We start from the raw sequence: 22151 nt of genomic DNA, 5'->3' as shown, positions 1-22151 counted from the left end.
AACGTTAAGAAACAACAGAAGGGGGTCATAAGATGCTTACAAGGAGTGCTGTAAGTGAACTGCAAAAGAAAGCAAGATATATACATAAAGTAGAACATACTCAAAGCAAATTAACGATGATGACTTTTGAAGAGGCATTAAAGCAATGCCAGCAGTATATAAGCAAGGTTGCCTCCAATTTTTATAGAAGAATTGATGACCTAAAAAAGAAGAGAGAAATGACTGAGCGCTATATTATCGACTATGTGGAAACGCAAAAGCCTGATGTTGAAGGATATGAAAATCTTGGAGCATTAAGAAATGCACTGATCGATGAAATAACTCACTACGGGCCAATAACTGATGCAATGGAAGACCCTGAGATCGATGAAATTAGAGCAAACGGTCCCTATCAGATTTTTGTTGAGAAATATGGAAAGACAGAGCAGTGGGACAGATGCTTTACTGACAGAGAGCATATGGAAAGAATTATAGCCAAGCTTATTGGTGTATCAAAGGTAAGGCTGACTCCGAGAACACCTATGGTTAATGCACGTACGATTGACGGATACAGGGTAAATGCAACACATGCAGACATTTCTCCATACGGAAACCCTGCCTTTGTAATAAGGAAATTCAAGAAAGCCACTATGTCTCCTGATAAAATGATAAGAGAAAAATCTTTTTCCATAAATATGTTTAAATTGTTATCCTTAATTCCCAGGGCAGATATGTCATGGATGACGGTTGGGCCTACAGGAAGCGGAAAGACTACTTTAAACGAAGTACTTATAAAGCAGATCGATCCTTTGAGCAGGATTATAACAATTGAGAATCCGTCTGAATTAAGACTGTTGAGATATAAGAATAATGATCCCAATGAGAAGGTAATTAATGATGTCCTTCAATATGAGTCAGTTCCTGATGATGATGACAGCAGCCCAGCCACGATGGAAAATCTTTTGATAAATGCAATGAGACAGTCACCACACTGGATAGGCCCGGGCGAGCTCAGGTCTCCTGGAGAGTTTGCAACTGCACTTCGTGCTGCTCAAACAGGACATTATTTCTTCACTACACTTCATGCTGAAGGCGATAAAGAAGCAATATATAGATTCCTGACTGCTTATCTGATACAGTCGGATGAACCTGCAGAACTGGCCTTAAGGAATATATGCTCTGCAGTTAAATTTGTGGTATTTCAGGAGAAACTGGCTGATGGAACCCGTAAGGTTACGTCAATATCTGAAATTCTAGGCTCGGAAGGTCTTTCACCAATTGTCAATCAATTATACGAATTTGAATGTATTGATGTGGAAGACGACCCTCAGACAGGAAAGGTAAAAAGTATTATAGGTAGGCATAGAAGAGTGGGGTGTATTTCTGAAACACTCCAGCAAAAGATGCTGAAATCCGGCATAAAACGCAGCAAGTTTGAATTTCTTACGCGGCCGGTGGACCCAAACGAGGAGGAGGTATACGATACCGATGAATTTGAATTTACTGTTTAGTCTGGGTTTAGGTATTGTTGTACTTATTGTGCTAAATATTGTTATGGATTTGCAAATGGCAAACTATATAAAGTATGCAGTTATCGGCATGGTTGATGGACTTGCTAATCGTAATACTAAGGCATATGTCAAAAGAGTCAGGAGAAGCAAGATAGTAAAGCAAAAGGAGAGTATTGTAACGAGGTATAACTCTATAGTGGAAAATCTGATTTTTGATTTCAATCTGCCTCTTACTCTTGAAGGATTTAATTCGCTCATATGTATCCTTTTCGCTGTGATGGTACTGTTTGTAGTCATGTTCCTGAAAAATATTACGCTTTCAGCATTTGTATCGATATCAATACTTGTCGGGTTTATCACATTTTTTACAATGCAGTCAAGGCAGACTAAATCGGCTAAGATAGAGTGCATTATGGATGCTGAGGATATCCTATGTCCTCTGGCAAGAGAAGGAGTTCTTGTTGCTGTAAAAAAAGTACTGGAATCTGAGGAGTATCTTCATAAAAGTATCAGGCCATATTTTATACAATTTGTAGAGAACTACGAAAACCACGGCTATTCATTCAGGCGAGCTATGGACGTTCTTAACAAGCAGTTAGGGCCTAAGTTTGACAGTTTTGCCAAGAAGGCTGTTATATTTGAATACAATGAGAGAAAAGGGATGGCAGATGTATTCTTAGACATTGTAGATGAGAATGCTGCATTAAGAGAGATTAATGCAAGGAAGAACAGGATTTTTAAGAAGATGAACTTTGATTTTCTGATAAAGACCTGCCTTATTGTAATATTCATTATGTACAGTATGACCTCAATGGAAATTAGAGAGTTCTTAATGAATAATGATATTGGAAGGTTCATCAATACATTAGCCATTGTTACCATTTGCCTTGGGTTTGCAAGATGTCAGGCTCTTCAAGGTGACATAGGCAAGTTCGGAGGGGATAAATAGTGGTTGTTATTGCTAAGCTTATAAGTCTTGTGGCAATTATATATCTGGTAAGCTTTTTTATTTATCCTGTTTTCAAGCCCATGTCAGGAAAAAGAAAGAAGCGGTCAAGGGAGTTTTTAGCTGTATCAAAAAAGAAGATGAAAACGGAAAAGTATTTATATTTTAAGGACATTGTGCTGAGGCGCATGTCCAACAAACTGTTTCTTAATGAAGTAAAACGTGAGCAATTAAATTTTATTATCAGCAGACTTGATATGAAAATTACTCCTGAAGAGATAAGGCTTAACCAGATTTTGTACTCTTTGGCAGGGTTGTTGGTATCTTTGGTTATGATGAGACTTATGCCTATGCTAGGCTATGTTTGCTTGATTTTTATTGTTCTAGGCTGGCTGTACCCAATTGACGAATTGGAAAAGAAAGTTGAACACAAAAATAAAAATATACTGAAGGATTTTCCCGCTTTTTACAGTATGGTGTACTATCAGTATTCAAGGTCAATAAACATTTATCTTGCTGATGTCATAAAGGATTTTTTACCGAATGCAAACCGTGATATGGCAGATGAAATGGGAGTATTGCTTGATAATATTGAATACGGCGAGGAATTTGCCCTAAAGCAGTTTAAAAAGAGAGTACCCCTGAGACATATAATAAAGTTCTGCGACATTATGGAAACCAGGCTTAAAGGCTATGATAATACATCACAGATGGCATATCTTAAAAATGAATTGTATGATCTGAGAGTTGTAGCCCTTGAGGAAGAATTAAACCATAGGAAGGCAAGTAACGAGAGGACACAGTTTGTGCTGGTTGCAGTTTTGTTAATCTATATTTTGATATACTATTACTTCCAGTTTATTGGCGCAATAAAATTGTTTGGATAATCTACGTATGATTAAATTTGTTATGTAAAATATGGATTTATTTTTGTAAATGTGATATTATAGTAATATACTTAAACACATAAACATCCATACGTTCATAACTCCTATATGGAAATTCTAATTTGGCATATCTTGTATTTTCAAAAAGTAGCTTTATTGAATCAGCTAGCAGCTTAAAATACGTTTGCAGAAATTAAAATCTAGGAGGTAGTTTTATGAAAAAAAGAATCGGTATCCATTCATTGGTGGCCAGACTAAAGGGCAATTGTGGGGAATTTAGCGTAAAACAAATTGCCGGAACAGTTGCAGTTGTTGTGATAATCGGTTTTATAGTCCAGTTTATGACTGGTGGATGGCTGACCGCTAGAGTAGAGGATGTTTGGAACTGGCTCTGGGAGGATGTAATACAAAGCTGGCTTTCCTAGTAAGTCCGTTATATAGAGTTGATTTTAATGATTTTCCTCAAAATAAATGTACAAGTTATTTCACGACTTGTACATTGTTGTATTAAGATGTTTTTTTAGTTGAGATGGCTAAATGCACACAAAATTTTGATCAATAATAATTGAATTACTGAAGGAGATAAAAACAAATGGCTGGATTTGCTAAAGTTATACTAATATCTATATTAGTTGTCACTTTGTTTGTCGTATTTACAAACTTTGTGCTGTTCTTTCCATGGTATATGACTTTGGCTTATGAAACTTACAACCTTGCATCTGTGGCTGCAAACTACAATTATCTGCCTCAGGGCGAAAAAGAATTTATTTTGGATAATTTGAAAAGTAAGCCTGTCTTTAAGGAGAATCCGGAAAAGATTGTGATATCTTCAGACCATGAAGGTGAATATTCATACGACTATTATAAGGAACTGGATAGTTCGTTGAAGCCTTATGGGCAAAGAGGAGAGTCTTTTTATGTTGAAATCCGTGCAGCGTATCCCTTTAAAATTCAGCTTGCAGGTTCAGAGAGACAGCTTGACTATGATGTGTCATTCCGACTTCCGGTAACAGGGATCAGATATTACAAAGATTTGGAGTAATGGTGATTATATGAAGGGTATTGCATATGCAATTTTAATTGTAGTTGCTTCAACAATAATTTTAGGACCTTTGGTTGAGTGTTTTCAACTTGTTGCAGAAAAAGCCAGGCTGGACTCATCCATCAACAACTGTGGAAAGCTTGCTGTACTGGTTTCTTCACAAGACAATTCAGCACAGAACCTGGACGCAGAAATTGATCTGGAAAAGTTTATGGATAGTTTTAACGCTTCTTTTGAGAATAGTTTAAACTTAAGTCTCAAAGAAAGTAATACAGCCGATTTACCGGAAGAAAAAATCGCTACCGCATATTTTGAATCCAATGACGGAAGATACAATGACTTTACAGTGAATTTAACAGTAAGGAAAGACAGGTTGGACGTATGCGAGGTTCTGGTAGTATCAAAGTATAAATTTAAAACAAAGCATTTGGTATATGTTGAAGAGCATGTTCCGGGGTTTGCGGAATTTAACCTTGAAAGGAAATCTAAGTTTGCTCTTGAACTGGCTAATTAATTGTACATATCTGCTGTTGCAGGTAATTATAGATTGGAGGAGATATCAATGATAAAGAGAATAGTAAAAGTTTTGGCTGTGGTATTTATTTTGACAATTCTGGCATCATCGTTTTCATTAGCAGCAGAAATACCGCTTAGAGTAGTAGTTAATGGTGAAAAAGTGAGTTTTCCGGATGCCCAGCCCTTTATAGACGGAAATGGAAGAACGCAGGTTCCTGTAAGGTTTGTAAGTGAGGCGTTGGGAGCCCAGGTAGATTGGAATAGCGGTACTAAAAAGGTAACAGTTACTTTGAATAGCAGAAAGGTTGTCCTAACTATTGGAAAGAAGGACTATCAAATAAACGGGCAGGGTTACCAGATGGATACAGTTGCATTGCTTGTAGAGTCAAGGACTTTTGTCCCAATACGTTTCGTAAGTGAGGCACTAGGTGCATCAGTTATTTGGGAGCAGGATATAAAGACGGTTTATATTAATTTTGATCCAAGTGTATCGCCTACACCGATTCCAAGTGCGCCTCCACAAAGTGGTAAAGTGACTTACTATGATGGAATTGCATTTAACGATGTGACAGATGTAGATAAGTATGGGCGGATAACAGTCGAGAAATCAAAAGAGTTTGTACTCAAATTGGCAAATCAGTTGTCATTTGTGAAGGAAGACGGCAAGTATTATATTAAATGTGATTATCCGAAGATTCCGGAGGGTTATGAGTGGAGTTTGGGGATAATGATCTATAATAAAGATGGTACTTATGATGACTACTCTCCTATTGGGCGAAATCAAGAATGGTTAATACCTAGAGAAGGATCGTTTAAAAAAGAAGCTACTTTAATAACAAATATAAACGATGTTAGGAAATTTAGTATTCGAATTTCAATAGATCATTTAGAGATGGGAGAGACTGGGCTATTAGATATACTTTATTATAGGGATGGATCCAAAAAAAGAATCGAATTTGTTCCAGAATCATCGCTAATTCCTCAAGAAGAATACACAGATACTTATGATTTTAAAAGAATGTTCCAATGGTAAATAAAAGAATTGAGGTGGATAATGAAGAAGGTTTGCTGTATATTTATAGCTTTTGTCTTGATATATGGGATTGAAATTAATCTTGCATTTAGCAGAATTGTGAATGCAGAAACCCAATCTGTTGAAGTTTTAATAGATGGAGTTGACCTTGCACCAGCAACTGAGATTATAGGTGAATGCAATTCGGTAGACAATAGTATAGAGTTATGGCATTATAGTGGGGGATATTGGAAATACAAAGGTTTGGTGATTAAAGACGAAGTATTAGAAGATGATTTAAGAAATTCAGAAAAACTAGCTCAGTTAATTAATGAAGAAATTATTTTTGAGATTCCTATTGAGCAAAATTTATATAATAAATTGGCAAACTCTAGAAGTATAAAAGTTGTTTGTTCAACAACTTTGAAAAATCAAAAGACTTCAGAAAATATACCTATTACAGATTTGTTTTATGATAGACCAATTATTGAGGTCAAAAATAATAAAATATATTTCAAAGCTAAACCAAAACTCCATTTTTACACAAAAGATATGATTTCGTATCAAAAAATTATTGGAGATAAATTCAATGTAACCATCCCTATAGTAGACCCGGACTATGGTTACAACACATACGCAATATGGAAAAGAACTGCAGCTGTGCAGTGGGGTGCAGTAAATGGGTATTTCGACAAGGAAGATCCATTTGCTGGAGCTCCTGCGGATTCCAACTTGTTAGCTCCTGCGCAAATCAAAAACGCAGATGGTCATTTATATGATGGCTTCACCTTCAAAACTGGCGAGACAACAAGAAGCTCTGATAATTCATCAGTTGGCTATTACACTTTTAGGAACGGTGGGGCAGTTGGAATTGTATTTAAGTACCCGATTAAATTTACCTTCTATTCGGATGAGACACCAAGAGATTTGTCTGCTCACTTTGAAACACTGCCGTCAAGTGCAACAAAGGGTGAAAAGGTGCAGGTGTGTGTAAACGTCAGATCAAACTTTGGAGAAGATTTGGAAAGTGTGCCTTTTAAATGGGAGATAACAAAGGCTGACGGTACGCCATTAAAAGCTTCAGACCAGCTTGAGTTTATCGGAAGTTCAAAATTGCCGGAGGGGACAATTGATATATCAGGGAAAACACAGCAAGCAATTTTTTATGCTGATTTCATAATGCCCAGTAGTGATGTAAAAGTAAAATTCAGCATAAACGGTGGGGGAAGTGCGCCCAGCGAAACAAATCTTGGTAATAATACCATCGATTCAGGAGAATCAGTCAAGCTTGTAGAAGACATATCGTATAGCGGTAAGTTCGATTTGGATTATAACGTACTGGAACGAAGAGTGAGATTCCCTCTTATAAATGGGGCGGACATAACTGCAAAGTTAATTCTACCCCGCGGTGATTGGCTAAGAAATGCCAAAGGCAAACTAAATGTTGAGAATGATACAACTAATATTTATCATGATTTTTCAGCAGATAATACCAATGTTGATGAATGGAAGGATACAATTGTAAGAAACCCTGTAATATATACTACTCTTCATAGAATCGATTTTGGAGATAAACCATTGGAACATAAATGGCTGTCCCTGGAGGATGCATTTGAACCAAGGTTGAAGAGTGGAAGAGTAGTATTTGATGGCTCTGTTAGCAGAACATACACATATAAATATTATGATGCCTGCATGAAAAGAGAAGACGGAACTACCTACTGTAACGGACATACGGTTAACACGACTACTTCGGCAGCATTTAACTCAGGAACAGATACAAGAGAAATCAGAACGTTTATATATAATGGCAGAGCGAATATGCCAAATGTTGCAGCTAGAAATTTTGTGAATAAAGTTGAAAACAACGGATGGCAAAGAAATTTATTATGGACAAGTGATCCGTACAAATTTGATGTGATTCGTTGGATGTGTTACATAGATGAAGATAACAAACCTTATAACTGGACGAAAGTAGATGGTCAGTATAAGAGAACATTTACTCAGCAAAACACAGCCAGTATAAACTGGGCAGTTAAAAATTCCATGGCAAATCTTTATAATTACGACAGAGAGAATGCTCGTAAGATGAATTATGGAAAGGCATATTATCCAAATGCAGTATTTGCAACAGACAAGGGTTTGCAGAAATACGATTGGCCGATAAAATCAGGTTATTATTTTAATCCTCTCGGAGAGTATACCTGTACAGTCAAAACCGTGCAGTACAAGAACACTTCGGATACAACAAGCGAACACACTGAATTGGTAAATAAAATAAAAAATTCATTTCACTACACCTCAAACATGTTATATACAAGTGATGGCGTAACATACCAGAGTCTCAATCTTCAAAATGGAAATGATAAAATATTTGGTATGGACATGCTTGATATTACAACCAGCTATAGCAAGAATCAAACAAAGCTGGAGCATTATGATAACAGTGCATATGCCGATAAAACGCATAAGTTTTTCAAAGAGATTCTGGAAGGATATATGGAATCGAATACTGACAACAGCAGGGAGAATTTTAAATACCGTGAGTATATAAAGCGGGGGGATATATACAAAGTCGAGGAGACAACAGTAATAAACTTTAGAGTAGCATCTCCCTCAGATATGCAAAAACTATACACCTACATAAAAATGAAGGATGGACAGTATTCGATAAATGCCGGAGTAGACAGCATAATGCTTGATAAATACATGTACAATGGGCTTAGAGTAAGCGGATTGTCATCAATAGATAATATTTCTGTTACTGTAAATGGTTCCATGTATGATGATCAGAATGCAACGCTTGGGAATTAGATAAATAAAGCCTTACATGCTATGTTTTTAGTTGCTGCAACGATAATTTTAGGACCTTTGGTTGAGTGTTTTTAAAATGTTACGGAAAAAGCGAAGATTTGCATAATTTAACCTTGAAAGCCAATTCTAGTTTGCTCTTGAATTGGCTAATTAATTGTACATATCTGCTGTTGCAATTATAGATTAGAGGAGATATCAATGATAAAGAGAGTAGTAAAAGTTTTGACTGTGGTATTTATTTTGACAATTCTGGTATCATCGTTTTCATTAGCAGCCGAAATGCCGCTTAGAGTAGTAGTTGATGGTGAAAAGGTTAGTTTTCCGGATGTCCAGCCATTTATAGACGGAAATGGAAGAACGCAGGTTCCTGTAAGGTTTGTAAGTGAGGAGTTGGGAGCCCAGGTAGATTGGAATAGCGGTCTTGAAGCTCTTTCTGCATTTTGCCCTTACTGCACTTTTGGCATCACGGTCTAGACTATATGGAATCGAGTAGCACCTCCGTCAGATATGGTAAAGCTATACACTGCATAAAAATGAAGGAGTAGACAGCATAATGCTTGATAAATACATGTACAATGCACTTAGAGTAAGCGGATTGACATCAATAGATAATATTTCTGTAGTATAGAATAATTAAAAGTTGAGTTGAATTTTTTGCGCCTTTTTTCATATTTCCTTCGATTATCAAACGCTTCAAAACCTTAATTAAACTTGCTTTCAAGTTGGTTTACAACTATACGATGCTTTACTATGAAGTAGATAAAAGATATAATAATACCAGAACATATGTTTGAGATTTCGGTATACCGAAATAAATTAACTGTTGAAAATTATCGGAAAATTTCGGTGACATATACCAAAATATGTGGTATCATGCTTTTGTACCACAATATACTACATTATGGTATAGTTGCTAAAAATAATGAAAGGAGGTTGTTTATACCAAATACAAGTTAACAGAAGCACTATTAGAAAACGTCAGAGAAAACATTTTAAAATTAATTTGAAAAGGGGATTGACTTATGAAAGAAAATACGACAAAATTTACATGGTGTAATTTGAAGATTAGAAAAGTTTTATCAGCAATAACAGCTACAGCAATAGCAGTAAGTTTGGTTTCTACATGTTTTGCTTCTACGACAACTATGGGTGAAACAACTAAGAAAATTACAGCTAAGGATGGCAGAGTAGTAACTGTTACATACTTGAATGGTACAGTAGAAAAAGTACCAGATTCACATATACAGGACATATTAAAAAATAACCCTGATGGTGAGAATATACGAATACTAGAAGTTGGGTACGCTAAACCAAATGCAATTACTATAACTCCAAATGTAGGATTACCTACGTGGACTTCACCAGTCATTAAAACTGTGTTTACAGAAGATGAATTAGAGTCAGACCGCTTTATGGATTCTTGTGCTAAAGGAGAGGAAAAAACAGAATCCAGAGATATAACTGCGAAACTGTGTCCTGCGTCTGATGGAAATGCTTTGGCAAAGATTGGATTGAAGTTAAATGGAGAAATTAGTTACTCTATAAAAAAAGGCACTAAATTAGTCGGCCCGCCTGAATCCTCTACACGTAATTCAAGGGAATACAGGTGTAAATTTTACCGAAATACAGGTATATGGGAAAGGTTTGGTATTATAAGTGGAATACCCTACTATTTTTGGGGTAATTTCAGTGAGCCTACCTATTTTGAAAGTTATTCAATTGATAAATTAATAAGTAGGTAATATATTTATTTAATATATAATATATTTAATACAAACTTATTTAGAAAGGATGTAAATCAATGTTAAGAGACAAATATTCTTTAACCTTTATTATGGGGGTTGTCTTGCAATCTAGTTATGTAATTGGGGTAGCTATAACAAATATAAGTACTGTAGATAGTTATAGTATGGCACGTACATTATATGCCCCACCAATTTGTTTAAGTTACATATTTATGATTATAGGATTGTTAGGTATGTTTGGTGTAGTAGATAAGTTTCTAAATAAGTTTAAAAAAAGTAAATAATACAAGTGGTAAATAACTACAACGTAAGGGTTATCAATGCAAAAAGGACTACTGAAATTAATCGGTAGTCTTTTTTTATACTCTAATTCTGCCCTACGATTCGATTTGGGACACCTTTGAGCATGTATAATTTAATTCTTATAAAAATCATAATCATCTAATTCACTAGTATTTTCAGTACTTCCACCAAAATCGTAATCATCTAATTCGGAATTATTAAAATAGTATTGCTGTCTATCTTTATCTATTACCTTTATTTTCTTCTTTAACATGTAGTTTGGTAATTTCCCCTCAAGCATGAAGTACTTAATTAGCCTTGGTTACGCTCATGACAGAAGTGCCACATGCTTGGAGTATTACCTTCAAATGGTTTACATTCATGCTTGAATAAATCAAAATAGATATCTATTAACTGCTTTGTATTTTTATTATTATATTGTGTTGTTTCTAAAAACATTTGTTTAGCTGATTTGGGCACACATAATTTTGCATTATAAATATCCTCATATTTGTTGCAGAAATAACTTATATCAGTAGTTTCAACCACGCAAGTTCCATTTTATAGTATAATATTTCTTTCGGAAATACTGATTATTCCTTTTGTTTCTAACTCTTTCAGATGTTTTTGAAGTGTTTTCCTGTCGATGTTCCCCATTTCGGATATTCTTGATTTTGTTAAGCTAATGGTATTAGTGTTTTCATAAGTCAGCATCTTAAGTTTTGCCAATAATCCTAATTCCTTATAACTAAGGTCATAGTCATTATTAAACTCTGTATAATCCTTTTGTGGGGGTACTACAGATATAATACTTGATTGATTATATCTTCGAGTCCTAGTAATATATCCATGCTCTAATAGATATTATTTTAATCCTCTTGGAGAGTATACCTGTACTGTCAAAACCGTGCAGTACAAGAACACTCCGGATACAACAAGCGAACACAATGAATTAGTAAATAAAATAAAAAATTCATTTCACTACACCTCAAATATGTTATATATAAGTGATGGAGTAACATACCAGAGTCTCAACCTTCAAAATGGAAAGGATAAAATATTTGGTATGGACATGCTTGATATTACAACCAGCTATAGCAAGAATCAAACAAAGCTGGAGCATTATGATAACAGTGCATATGCCGATAAAACGCATAAGTTTTTCAAAGAGATTCTGGAAGGTTATATGGAATCGAATACTGATGACAGCAGGGAGAATTTTAAATACCGTGAGTATATAAAGCAGGGGGATATATACAAAGTCGAGGAGACAACAGTAATAAACTTTAGAGTAGCATCTCCATCAGATATGCAAAAACTATACACCTACATAAAAATGAAGGATGGACAGTATTCGATAAATGCCGGAGTAGACAGCATAATGCTTGATAAATACATGTACAATGGGCTTAGAGTAAGCGGATTGTCATCAATAGATAATATTTCTGTTACTGTAAATGGTTCCATGTATGACGATCAGAATGCAACTATTGGAAATTAGGCATGTAAAAAGTTAATATATCGTACTAAAGGCGGGGTAAAACTCGCCTTACTTCTTTTTGAAAATTTTATCTATTATTCCAAATATGCCGAGTAGACCTATAATCATAAACAGCCAACTAAAAAAGACTGGCGGTGCATATGCTGTATTCATCATAGTAGAGCTATCTTCTGTGCTTATAGCTATCCCGATTATATAAAAAGATTGCAGGACAACTCCCATAATAAGTTTTTGCTGTGTTACTATAATTTGATATTAACGGTTCTGAACTCTGTTTATTGAAAGTCTCATGTGCAGGAAGTCTTTGCAGCAATTCTTACTTTTATTTCTGCCAAAACCCAAATGATAACAGGTAGTACAACTTGCATAGGGAAAGCGTAATACGGATAAACTTTAAAAGCCCATAAATTCATTTCCATGAAGTTATCATAAACAAAATAAGAAAAATAGACCATTAATAATCCTGTCTGTATCACAATAGACCTGTAATCATGCAAATTAAATATTTTTCCTATGCCTTTGCAGGCAACCAATAAACAAATTGAGCTTTTTATTACGACATCAAAAACAAAAGCGATGGAAACGGTTACTTCTATTCTTTGTATAAAGTCACCAATACTTGTCTGGCTAACAGCTTGATAAGCTGGAAAATAGAAGCTGCCAAGCATATTGCCTAACACAGAAATATTTCTAATTGTGACTAAAATAATAGCAATTGCCGAAATAAAAACTCCCCATAAGTAAACTTTTATGGGCGACTTCTTAGTTTTTAACGCAGAGAAAACCCCAATAAATAGAACTGTTTCAGCAAAAGGAAATGAAAAAGTTGAAAACCCACCTTTTAAAACTGGGGCTAAGCCTTTACCTAAAATCGGTTTTAAATATTCTATATGAAGCATTGGCAAACCCAGTATTAGCACTGCAACTAAAATGAAAAAAATGATAGGGAGAAAATATGTAGTAGTTCTTCCTAATACTTCTATTCCAAGCCTCACAGCAATAATGGACACCAAACCAATAGAAAGTAAAGGTACAAACATTGGAGTTTCAGGCAGGGCTATTGTATTGACAAACTCTCCAAAATTACGAAGCACTAATGCCCCGAGATGAAAAGCATACCATATATATATTATAGAAATAATTCTCCCTACTACTTTACCAAAAATTATAATAAGAATATCAAACAAATCTTTTCCTTGATATAGCGATAGTATTCTAGAAAATATCAATAGCATAGGGATAAACATAAAAAGACTTACTATCAATGAAATCCATGCATCATTTTTGGCTTCTCCCCCGCCGCCTACTATAAGCGTGGTTCCAAACACAAATGCGATTAATAAACATATAGCCTCTTTATCTGTTATTTGCTCTTTAACCATTTTAAACCTACTTTCCAAATATTGAAGTAATTATATTTTGAATTGGCTTTGCAGGACTTGGAATCTTTACATTTAGACACAATAATATAGCAGCTGTAAGTGAAAAAATACCTAATACTGTATTTGTCCAAAAGTCATTCCAACGTTTTTGTTTGTATAAAAGCCTAAATTCAAAAATTGCTAATAATGAATACATCATAATTACAAGTATAAGCATAATTGTTAATCACCTTCTTGAACTGATTTTGAAATAACGGCACTATTTTTTATATGAACCTTCGTTTGCACATTCACTTTCAAATCTTTAAAGATTTCCTCCCAATTGCTGCTTACAAGCTTCCACGTTTTTGGATTATCTTGATGTAATTTTGTTTCAAATCTGAAAATATCCGCAGCATATTCTTGTTGAATTTTCTTTATTAAAGATTCTATTTGCTCTTTTAATGTATTAGCAGCAGTTTGTTCAAGTTTTGTTCGCCCCTCCTCAGCAATGTAGTTTTCTGTGCCATCTATTTCATCAATAGCAACAGTGGTATCAACATTCAAATTTATTTCAATCTGTTTTCCATCCACAATAGGGGTAACTTTTGTTTTACTTTTAAATATTTCAAGAGAAGCAGGTGAATTAACTGATTCTTTTTGTGCTCCTTCAACTAACACTCCACCTTTAATCTCATTTCTGATGAAAAGCAAAACTTGTGTTTCTTCTCCACTAAGAAAGCCCACCAGCTTTCCATTTTTAATGATTGCAGTCCCAAAAATCTGAGGTGCCATTTTGCCATCTATTTGTTTAATATTTATGGCAGGAAGAATTGCTGACACACCTTCAGCTTTCGACTCAATATTAAAATGTAGGACATCTTTTACGGGGGCTTTGCTTAAGCTTACCTGGTTTTTAAGTATGGCATCCATATTATAAGATTTAATTTCTTCTGAAATACTTTGCCCTTCAAATATTTTTCTGGCAGATTCAGTTTCAGAAATCAAAATATTCACATCTTCCCTTGTTTCAGCATCACGCATATACCAATCAATAATATTATTCACATTTTCACTTGCAACTTCCTTACTTAAGACTAATACTTTCGTATGACTCCAAAAAGGTTTTTTTCCCAATACTGATATCAAATTTCTTACTGCATCAAATATGGTTTTACCTTCTATACTTATAATTTTTGATGTTATTTTCGTTTCTCTACCTCCTGATATATCAACAATTTCAGGAGTTATCAAGTATTGACCATCTTTACTTTTATCAACAGCAACACCGGCAACAATTGCAAATTTATCTATTTCCCTATAATTCCAACATCCTGTAAAACATATTAAGTATACTAAAACCATCATTGCCATCATGAAAATTTTAATTTTTCTCATACAAGCTATTTCTCCTTGCTTTTTCTTGGTGACTGTCTTACTATGTTTTTTGCTGCGACAATTTTAGGTCTTAAGGCCATAATCCACCATGGAGCACGAATCCACGCATCCTGTCCATCATGGTTTTTAGCTCTGGTAACGTTCATCATGTAAGGTACACCAAATGAGCGAATACTCATTAAATGTAAGTACATAACAATAAAAGTTAGCAAAAACCCGTATATTCCCAAAAATGATGCTCCTAATAAAAAAAATGTACGAAAAACAATTGTTGCTGTTAAAAAGTTCATATTGATTAGCGTAGTAATTCCTGTTAATGCAGTTATTATTACTACGGGAGCACTTACCAGCCTTGCTTCCACAGCAGCCTGCCCCAACACAAGTGTACCGACAATATTTACAGCCTGTCCTATTGGAGCAGGCATTCTAGTACCAACTTCCCTTAAAATGTCAAACATAAAAAGCATCAAAAATAATGATATTACTGTTGGGAATGGAACCCCTTGCCTTGAACCAGCAATACTTAACAACAAAGGTGTGGGTAACATTTCATGATGGAAGGTGACAATCGATAGAAATACTGCTGGAATAGCAACGGAAGTTACTGCAGTGAGACCCCTCATAAGCCGATTTATACTGGCAAAAATGAAATTATTGTAGTAGTCCTCATTTGCTTGAAAATTCTCAACAACCAAATATGGGACTGTCAATACAAAGGGACTTCCATCAACAAATAGTGCAATTCTTCCTTCTAGGAGCTTTGATGCGATTACGTCCGGTCTTTCACTTGAGCCTACCGTTTCAAACGGGGAATAGGGTGAGTCTTTGATCAGTTCCTGTATGTAACCCGAATCAATAATACCGTCGATTTCTATTTTTTCCAGCCGCTGTTCCAATTCTTCCAAAACACCATCTAAAGCCAAACCTTCGATATAACTGATACAAGTCTTTGTGTTTGTTCTCTCTCCAATTTCTTTAAACTTGAATTTTAAGTCGGGATTTTTTATTTTACGCCGAACCATAGACAAGTTTACAATTATGGATTCAGTAAAACCTTCCCTTGGGCCACGTATAACCTTAGCGGACTCAGGTTCACTGATTGACCTCGTTTGCCAGCCTTTTGAATCTATTACTAATGCTTTATCGTATCCTTCCAATAAAAAAAGAGTATCTCCATTAATAATCGAACTAACAATTTTATTTATGTCTGTTTGTGTTGACACATTGTTTGAAACAATTACCTTTTTCTTTAATTCATCTAATAAATTGTTTCTCTCAATATCTTCTGACAAATTGCTGCGAAGAACGGGCTGAATAATATTCTCATTAATGGTTTCTGATTTTACCATCCCGTCAATATATATAATGCAGCATTTAGCGGATTTTAACCACTTATTTTGAAATTCTCTTATAATCAAGGTTTCATCGTTTTTGAAAATGTTCTTAAAAAAAATAATATTATCCTCCAAGGATGCTACCATTTTTTTTACTTGTAAAGTCGCACTGTTTTCTTTATTGCTGTTACTACTATTCGCTCTGCGTTTTCTTAAAAACTTTTTTAGCATATATTATCACCTATATTAGTTATTTGTTTTTTTAAAAAAAATAAACACAAAAACAATTTATTAATTTCTAACATGATTATTTGAATTGAAAATATATTAGAAAGGGCTACTAAAATGTAAAAGATTGGATATGGAGGGGTATCTGCTATTGATAAAAATACTTCTGGCTGGATGAAAATAACCGTATATCTGTATTCCGACATCGTGGGAACACAACTGTTTATCTTTTGCTATACAACTTGGTACAGTTCGATATCTCAGCATATTTGTAAATAATTTCAATGAAGAAGCAATAAAGAAAGACTCACAGATCTTTTTAAATAATGCATGCAATGGTATGAAAAACTTTCTGGGCAATTTCAATGTTTAGTACTTACGAGTAAAATTCTTTGTGTAATCGGAGAATAGATTAATATTTGGGTTAATCCTGATAGAGGCTGTGAGACACCTTATTAGATTTCAAGGTGTCTTATGGTCTTTTGCTTATATAATGAAAGATTTGATCACGTTACAAGTCAACTTTTAAAAGATAAATATTTGTTTAGATATGAGCCCTTAAAGCACAGTTGTTTCCAAGAATTTCTTCATTTGACTTTACACTAATAAAGGTTTATAATTTATTTATATGACATTTTTCTAACACACATTCTAATTTTTACATTTTGTCATGACTCCTTATTCTAATTTAAGTTATCAGTAAAGCATTCTATCCCTTCAATGGAAAGGATGGTTGTAGATGGACTCTTTTCCCGTTTTAAAGTGTTTCATAAAATTTAAAAAGGATTATCTTACTTCTAAATCAAAAACGTTTGAATTTATTATTGGAATTATGTTAATGTTTATTTTAACTATTTTGATAGGAATCTTTCCTCTGAAGTTTCAAGCATATGTAAGCCAAGTTATGGCATTTCTTGCTGTATATATTGCTTTTCGTTTTGGTTCTGTAGGTATTGCTATTTCTCTACTATTCTCTATAAAAGATATTATTTCTCTATTTCTCATTTACTTTGAAAGCCGTCAGAATACCATTTTTGTAGCCTTTTGTTTCATATTTTTTAAGATATTCATGATTATTATTATAGGATCAATCTCTCTAAAACAGGAAAAACAAAGGAGAGAACTGAAAAGGCTTGCAATTACTGATGAACTTACCGGCGTATTTAACCAGAGACATTTTTATAATGTTTTAGATACTGAAATTAAAAATTCAACCAAAAATAATAATTCAATCGGATTGCTTTTGGTAGATATTGATAATTTCAGAATGTACAATGATTTATATGGTCGCCATTTTGGAGATAACCTATTAATAAATACTGCATCAATATTAACAAAAATTATTGGTGATGAAAGTAAAATATATAGATTTGGCGGCGATGAATTTGCATTGTTGATAATAAACAAAGACTTAAAATCTTTAGAATCTATTGCCAAGGACATTTATGCAAGTTATTCAAAATTAAAAACCGAGTATTTTAATGATGGCATTTCAAATAACATAACATTTTCCATTGGATTATCAGAATATCCAAACATTTCAGACAGTATAGAAACGCTGGTATCTCACGCAAATATGGCTCTGTATCAGGCAAAAAATATGGGTGAAGATAAAGTCAACTTTTATCAGGACATTATGATGCAAATACGTGAAAATATTAACTCTGATCAACAGCAACTGGTTGGAATATTTAAAGGTCTGCTCAGTACCATAGTTGCAAAAGATAAATATACATTTGGTCATTGTGAACGGGTATCTTCATATGCTGTTATGATAGGTGAAGCCATGGGGCTAGACATTAATACAATACAAACCCTTTTACATGCAGGGTTATTACATGATATTGGTAAAATTGAATTGCCAAAGTCTATTCTCAATAAAATCGGCAGATTATCCGATGAAGAATTTGAAATGGTACGCCTTCATCCTGTTCATAGTGCAATTATTCTAGAGCCTTTAGCAGGTATTGATAATAATATTATCGATTATGTTAAACACCATCACGAAAGGTATGATGGTACTGGTTATCCGGATGGTCTTAAGGGAGAAGAAATCAGTCTTGGAGCACGAATATTATGTATAGCAGACTCTTTCGATGCCATGGTTTCTGAACGTCCATACAGAAAAAGCATGTCAATTGAACAAGCTTTCAGAGAATTGGAAAAATGCTTCGGCGCCCAGTTTGATCCTAAAATTGCTGGATTATTCATATCAACAATGCGAAATAGAATGTCTATAAAATATAACTATAAAGTCCACAACAACATTATTATTTCAAAAAATCCCATATGAACTTATAAACGAATTTTATCAATAGAACTCAGACAATAGATTAGTATTTTGGTTAATGCTGGTAGAGACTGTAAGTCACCTTGTTAGATTTCAAGGTGTCTTGCAGTCTTTTTCTTGTATAAAGAGATGAGTTAAGGAATACCATACAACCCGGCTGGTTGGCTCTAACATTACAATTGTCATGTCTTTTTAGCAAAATGTCATGGTTAAAGTCATGACATTTTGCTAAAAGATTATTATACATGTTATCTATTTATGATTAGTGATTTTCAATATAATAATCAGGTATTTGAAACTATTTATGACATTATATATGGCAAAAGAAGGGGGATTTTTAAAATGTTTAAAAAAAGAGAAAGACAACATGTACATTTTGGTGGAATTGTACGGAAGTATGGGCTTGTAACGCTTATACTTGTTGTAATGTCAGTATTTATGGCTTCCACAGCCTATGCAAAAGAGGATAACTGGATTTTGCAGGGAGAGATGAAAACTCTCCCAACAGTGAATCCTGTGAGCGTTTCATCACCGTTGATAAATTCTTCATTTAACACAAGCGGCAATCTTGCAATCTCAGCATGCATACCTATTGCCAATCCATATGTTGTATCTTTTGTTGAGAAAATAAACTGGGGTAATGCATTTGAGGGGGGAGCTGAATACAAGCTTGTATGGAAAGCAAAATCCATATCCGGTACGGCTACAGTAGATGGACACACTTTACCTGCAGATACCTGGAGCCCTGAGTATGAGACAAAGGGAAAAACACTTGTATGGGCTGGCTCCACCTATAATAACATTGAGTTTGAATATGTAAAACTTTATGCCAGAGATAGTTTTTTCAGCCAATATGAAGTAACTGCCCAGTGGGATTTTAAGGGCGGATCGGCCAATGATGCCTCTGGTAATGGCAATAATGGAACTTATATCGGAACCATACCAGCCAACATTAAAGGGAAGACAAATGAGGGACTAAGCCTTAACGGTAGTAGTGGTATGAGTGTTCCAGCCAGCAACAGCTTCTGTTTTGGAGATCAGAATTTTTCTGTAAGCTTATGGTACAAGTCAACTGAACCAGGAAATTATACCCTTGTTGATGCCACAAAGAGAGTAGATGGAAAAAAATCAGGTTACTATCTTGGTACGTTTGGAACTGAGTTCTATGCACAGGTATTTTTAGATGGCAGGTATGGAATCGCATCCGTTTCAAATGCCATTAAATATGATGGTAATTGGCATCATATTTCTATTGTCTATGACAAAACTCTGACTTACAGCCTTTTTATATACTCTGATGGGGAAATCCTTGGTTTTTCAGCACCGAAAACCAGCACAGTTGCAGGTTCATCCAACTCAGTTCCATTATTTGTAGGTATGAGTGATGGTGGTTATTCAGGTTTTAAAGGTGTAATCGATGATGTGACAATCTATAAAAAAGCATTAGATTATAGTGAAATGTCAGTTATTTCAGATGCAAGTCCTGATGTGACTGCAAATGCAATAAAAAAAGACACTGTGCTTGATATTAACGCAAATGGAAATGTTCTTGATTATAGCCAAAATTCAAATCATGCTATTCAAGCAGACGGTAATGTACCGACTTTTGAAAAGTCAAAAACCGAGCCTATGGGTAAGGCATTACAGTTTAACGGAAAGAATGGTTTAGTTGTCCCAAATTCACCATCAATAAATTTCGGTACAGAAGATTTTTCAATTTCGTGCTGGTTTAAAACCACAAATACTAACATCAACAATACAATTCTTGACAAACGTGATGCTGTGGGGACTAACTGGCATGGTTATCATTTAAGTGTTTATAACGGAAAAGACATTCTATTGCAAATGGCGGACGATCTAAAAGGCTGGTACAACTTCCGTGGATCTTCACCAGTAAAACTCAATGACGGAAACTGGCATTTTATAGCAGTTACGATTGACCGCGACAGCACCCAGGGTGTGAAAATCTACATTGACGGGCAGCTCCGTTCCAGCGGCAATGCTACCGAAAGATGGGGAAGTATTGACTCTACCGCAAATCTTTTGATAGGAAAACACAGTGATTTTGCATCCAATAATTTTATTGGTGCAATTGACGAAGTTAAGCTCTTTAAAAGGGTTATAACTGAGGCTGAAGTAAAGAAAGTTTATGGCAAAAAGAAATGGAATGTACTTCTTTTCTTAAATGGAGATAATAGTCTTGAGGGCCAGCAGGTTCCCAAACTTAATGATTTTGAATTGACAGGATCTACTGATGATATAAATGTTCTTGTCCTCCTTGATAGACTTGAAAATGAGGAGTTAGATTTAAACCAAGCAGATTGGACAGGTACAAGACTTTATTATGTTACAAAAGACCAGTATTCAGATTACCGCCATTGTTCTCAACTATTGAAAGACTACGGTGAATTGGATATGTCGGATCCGAAAAATCTTCAAGATTTCATTTCATACTGCCAGACAAACTACCCAGCTGAAAAAACTTTAGTCTCAATATCTGATCATGGGAATGGACTAACTGGAATAAGTCAGGATGAGACTTCAGGCAATAGTGTTATGAGTATTGCAAAGGTAAAGCAGGCTCTTACAAATGCACGTACAAAGACAAACCAGAAGATAGATATTCTGCTTTTTGATGCATGCCTTATGCAGATGTCTGAAATTGCATATCAGTTCAGAAATGAAACCGATTACATTGTTGGTAGTGAAGAAGAATCTAATGGCGCAACATTAAATGATATGAAATTTTATTCTGAGTTTGCAAAAAACGGATCAAGAAGCCCAGAAGAAGTTATGGGACTGTTTTCACAATTCTGCACACAATGGACTTTTTCAGGGATCAAGACAAAAGATAATGCTATGTCAAGCTTTGTTACCGCCTTTAATAATTTCTCAACACTTTTGGCAGCAAAGACTGATTTAACAGACATAAAAGCAGCATATGCAGATTCCTTCAAAATGTATGCCAACAGGAATTACATTGATTTAATCAATTTTGCAGACAATGTATATGCCAAAACAACCGATACCAACCTCAAGAACTCTATTACTGCACTAAAAACAGCTTATAATAATTGTATCGTTTTTAACAAACCTTTTTACGACTACAGTGGTAAAGTAAATGGACTTACTATATTCTTCCCTACAAATATATATGCACTTGCTTTCTATGAAAATGAATACGGTTATACCGATTCAGGATATGATTTCCTTGCAAGTACAAAATGGAATGAGTTTTTGCATGTTTATTATCCTTAAGTTTTAATAATAAAGGAAAACCAATTTTTAAAACTAAATTAAACTGA

At 34.6% G+C, this 22151-nt stretch carries 20 protein-coding genes; 14 read left to right on the top strand and 6 right to left on the bottom strand.

From position 1 onward, the window contains the following. Window positions 1-32: 32 nt before the first annotated feature. From ACECE_RS0215025 to ACECE_RS0214975, 11 genes are all read left to right on the top strand, one after another. The gene (locus tag ACECE_RS0215025; RefSeq protein WP_010248666.1) at window positions 33-1490 is read left to right on the top strand and encodes a CpaF family protein; all 1458 of its coding nucleotides are present in this window, start codon (window positions 33-35) and stop codon (window positions 1488-1490) included. Next, window positions 1468-2439 carry a hypothetical protein gene (locus tag ACECE_RS0215020; RefSeq protein WP_010248664.1) on the top strand — a complete coding sequence of 324 codons (972 nt, stop codon included), beginning with the start codon at window positions 1468-1470 and terminating at the stop codon, window positions 2437-2439. The genes ACECE_RS0215025 and ACECE_RS0215020 overlap by 23 nt, the downstream gene beginning before the upstream one ends. Beyond that, entirely contained in the window at window positions 2439-3323 is an 885-nt protein-coding gene (locus tag ACECE_RS0215015; protein ID WP_010248662.1) for a hypothetical protein, read from the top strand. Before ACECE_RS0215020 ends, ACECE_RS0215015 begins: the two co-directional genes overlap by 1 nt. 215 nt (window positions 3324-3538) lie before the next feature. Further along, on the top strand, window positions 3539-3748 hold the full coding sequence (locus ACECE_RS0215010; protein WP_010248660.1) for a hypothetical protein: 210 nt from the start codon (window positions 3539-3541) through the stop codon (window positions 3746-3748). 167 nt (window positions 3749-3915) lie between these two features. Next, entirely contained in the window at window positions 3916-4365 is a 450-nt protein-coding gene (locus ACECE_RS0215005; RefSeq protein ID WP_010248658.1) for a hypothetical protein, read from the top strand. A gap of 10 nt (window positions 4366-4375) precedes the next feature. Beyond that, window positions 4376-4879 carry a hypothetical protein gene (locus tag ACECE_RS0215000; protein ID WP_010248657.1) on the top strand — a complete coding sequence of 168 codons (504 nt, stop codon included), beginning with the start codon at window positions 4376-4378 and terminating at the stop codon, window positions 4877-4879. 48 nt (window positions 4880-4927) lie between these two features. After that, window positions 4928-5914, top strand: a complete 987-nt coding sequence (locus ACECE_RS0214995; protein WP_010248656.1) for a copper amine oxidase N-terminal domain-containing protein — start codon at window positions 4928-4930, stop codon at window positions 5912-5914. Between the two features lie 21 nt (window positions 5915-5935). Then, window positions 5936-8707 carry a hypothetical protein gene (locus tag ACECE_RS0214990; RefSeq protein WP_010248655.1) on the top strand — a complete coding sequence of 924 codons (2772 nt, stop codon included), beginning with the start codon at window positions 5936-5938 and terminating at the stop codon, window positions 8705-8707. Window positions 8708-8905: 198 nt separating this feature from the next. After that, on the top strand, window positions 8906-9181 hold the full coding sequence (locus ACECE_RS0214985; protein ID WP_010248653.1) for a stalk domain-containing protein: 276 nt from the start codon (window positions 8906-8908) through the stop codon (window positions 9179-9181). A gap of 548 nt (window positions 9182-9729) precedes the next feature. Further along, window positions 9730-10449 carry a hypothetical protein gene (locus ACECE_RS0214980; protein ID WP_010248651.1) on the top strand — a complete coding sequence of 240 codons (720 nt, stop codon included), beginning with the start codon at window positions 9730-9732 and terminating at the stop codon, window positions 10447-10449. Window positions 10450-10508: 59 nt separating this feature from the next. Then, complete coding sequence (locus ACECE_RS0214975; protein ID WP_010248650.1) at window positions 10509-10736, top strand: hypothetical protein; 228 nt, start codon at window positions 10509-10511, stop codon at window positions 10734-10736. 131 nt (window positions 10737-10867) lie between these two features. Here the strand turns inward: ACECE_RS0214975 and ACECE_RS31190 are convergent, their stop codons facing one another. Next, window positions 10868-11008: a hypothetical protein gene (locus ACECE_RS31190; protein ID WP_162862554.1), complete on the bottom strand. Its 141-nt coding sequence runs from the start codon at window positions 11006-11008 to the stop codon at window positions 10868-10870. A gap of 287 nt (window positions 11009-11295) precedes the next feature. Continuing rightward, the gene (locus ACECE_RS31185) at window positions 11296-11463 is read right to left on the bottom strand and encodes a cyclic nucleotide-binding domain-containing protein (RefSeq protein ID WP_162862553.1); all 168 of its coding nucleotides are present in this window, start codon (window positions 11461-11463) and stop codon (window positions 11296-11298) included. A gap of 178 nt (window positions 11464-11641) precedes the next feature. Between ACECE_RS31185 and ACECE_RS0214955 the strand changes: the two genes are divergently transcribed. Continuing rightward, window positions 11642-12235, top strand: a complete 594-nt coding sequence (locus tag ACECE_RS0214955; RefSeq protein ID WP_010248648.1) for a hypothetical protein — start codon at window positions 11642-11644, stop codon at window positions 12233-12235. Window positions 12236-12522: 287 nt separating this feature from the next. On the opposite strand, the gene ACECE_RS0214945 is transcribed toward ACECE_RS0214955, so the two are convergent. Genes ACECE_RS0214945 through ACECE_RS0214930 form a run of 4 tightly spaced genes read right to left on the bottom strand, consistent with a single transcriptional unit; the run spans window position 12523 to window position 16559 of the window. After that, entirely contained in the window at window positions 12523-13617 is a 1095-nt protein-coding gene (locus ACECE_RS0214945) for a GerAB/ArcD/ProY family transporter (protein WP_010248646.1), read from the bottom strand. A 7-nt stretch (window positions 13618-13624) separates the two neighbouring features. Beyond that, complete coding sequence (locus ACECE_RS0214940; protein ID WP_010248644.1) at window positions 13625-13834, bottom strand: hypothetical protein; 210 nt, start codon at window positions 13832-13834, stop codon at window positions 13625-13627. 5 nt (window positions 13835-13839) lie between these two features. Further along, window positions 13840-14994: a Ger(x)C family spore germination protein gene (locus ACECE_RS0214935; RefSeq protein WP_010248643.1), complete on the bottom strand. Its 1155-nt coding sequence runs from the start codon at window positions 14992-14994 to the stop codon at window positions 13840-13842. Window positions 14995-14999: 5 nt separating this feature from the next. Further along, window positions 15000-16559: a spore germination protein gene (locus ACECE_RS0214930; protein ID WP_010248640.1), complete on the bottom strand. Its 1560-nt coding sequence runs from the start codon at window positions 16557-16559 to the stop codon at window positions 15000-15002. 901 nt (window positions 16560-17460) lie between these two features. Here ACECE_RS0214930 and ACECE_RS0214925 point away from each other — a divergent pair. Together ACECE_RS0214925 and ACECE_RS0214920 are read left to right on the top strand one after the other, a co-directional pair. Beyond that, complete coding sequence (locus ACECE_RS0214925; RefSeq protein WP_456049024.1) at window positions 17461-18849, top strand: bifunctional diguanylate cyclase/phosphohydrolase; 1389 nt, start codon at window positions 17461-17463, stop codon at window positions 18847-18849. A gap of 339 nt (window positions 18850-19188) precedes the next feature. Further along, on the top strand, window positions 19189-22104 hold the full coding sequence (locus ACECE_RS0214920) for a LamG-like jellyroll fold domain-containing protein (protein WP_010248637.1): 2916 nt from the start codon (window positions 19189-19191) through the stop codon (window positions 22102-22104). The last annotated feature ends 47 nt before the right edge of the window (window positions 22105-22151 follow it).

This window comes from Acetivibrio cellulolyticus CD2, from assembly GCF_000179595.2.
Lineage (GTDB): Bacteria > Bacillota > Clostridia > Acetivibrionales > Acetivibrionaceae > Acetivibrio > Acetivibrio cellulolyticus.
The sequence above is the reverse complement of the archived record's forward strand: the minus strand, read 5'-3'. Positions and strand labels throughout refer to the sequence as shown.

What these genes read in the sequence shown, in the direction of transcription:
- ACECE_RS0215025 (WP_010248666.1), top strand. Translation starts at nt 33, where the DNA reads ATGCTTACAAGGAGTGCTGTAAGTGAACTGCAAAAGAAAGCAAGATAT.
- ACECE_RS0215020 (WP_010248664.1), top strand. Translation starts at nt 1,468, where the DNA reads ATGAATTTGAATTTACTGTTTAGTCTGGGTTTAGGTATTGTTGTACTT.
- ACECE_RS0215010 (WP_010248660.1), top strand. Translation starts at nt 3,539, where the DNA reads ATGAAAAAAAGAATCGGTATCCATTCATTGGTGGCCAGACTAAAGGGC.
- ACECE_RS0215005 (WP_010248658.1), top strand. Translation starts at nt 3,916, where the DNA reads ATGGCTGGATTTGCTAAAGTTATACTAATATCTATATTAGTTGTCACT.
- ACECE_RS0215000 (WP_010248657.1), top strand. Translation starts at nt 4,376, where the DNA reads ATGAAGGGTATTGCATATGCAATTTTAATTGTAGTTGCTTCAACAATA.
- ACECE_RS0214995 (WP_010248656.1), top strand. Translation starts at nt 4,928, where the DNA reads ATGATAAAGAGAATAGTAAAAGTTTTGGCTGTGGTATTTATTTTGACA.
- ACECE_RS0214990 (WP_010248655.1), top strand. Translation starts at nt 5,936, where the DNA reads ATGAAGAAGGTTTGCTGTATATTTATAGCTTTTGTCTTGATATATGGG.
- ACECE_RS0214985 (WP_010248653.1), top strand. Translation starts at nt 8,906, where the DNA reads ATGATAAAGAGAGTAGTAAAAGTTTTGACTGTGGTATTTATTTTGACA.
- ACECE_RS0214980 (WP_010248651.1), top strand. Translation starts at nt 9,730, where the DNA reads ATGAAAGAAAATACGACAAAATTTACATGGTGTAATTTGAAGATTAGA.
- ACECE_RS0214975 (WP_010248650.1), top strand. Translation starts at nt 10,509, where the DNA reads ATGTTAAGAGACAAATATTCTTTAACCTTTATTATGGGGGTTGTCTTG.
- ACECE_RS31190 (WP_162862554.1), bottom strand. Translation starts at nt 11,008, where the DNA reads ATGTTAAAGAAGAAAATAAAGGTAATAGATAAAGATAGACAGCAATAC.
- ACECE_RS0214945 (WP_010248646.1), bottom strand. Translation starts at nt 13,617, where the DNA reads ATGGTTAAAGAGCAAATAACAGATAAAGAGGCTATATGTTTATTAATC.
- ACECE_RS0214940 (WP_010248644.1), bottom strand. Translation starts at nt 13,834, where the DNA reads ATGCTTATACTTGTAATTATGATGTATTCATTATTAGCAATTTTTGAA.
- ACECE_RS0214935 (WP_010248643.1), bottom strand. Translation starts at nt 14,994, where the DNA reads ATGAGAAAAATTAAAATTTTCATGATGGCAATGATGGTTTTAGTATAC.
- ACECE_RS0214930 (WP_010248640.1), bottom strand. Translation starts at nt 16,559, where the DNA reads ATGCTAAAAAAGTTTTTAAGAAAACGCAGAGCGAATAGTAGTAACAGC.
- ACECE_RS0214925 (WP_456049024.1), top strand. Translation starts at nt 17,461, where the DNA reads ATGGCATTTCTTGCTGTATATATTGCTTTTCGTTTTGGTTCTGTAGGT.
- ACECE_RS0214920 (WP_010248637.1), top strand. Translation starts at nt 19,189, where the DNA reads ATGTTTAAAAAAAGAGAAAGACAACATGTACATTTTGGTGGAATTGTA.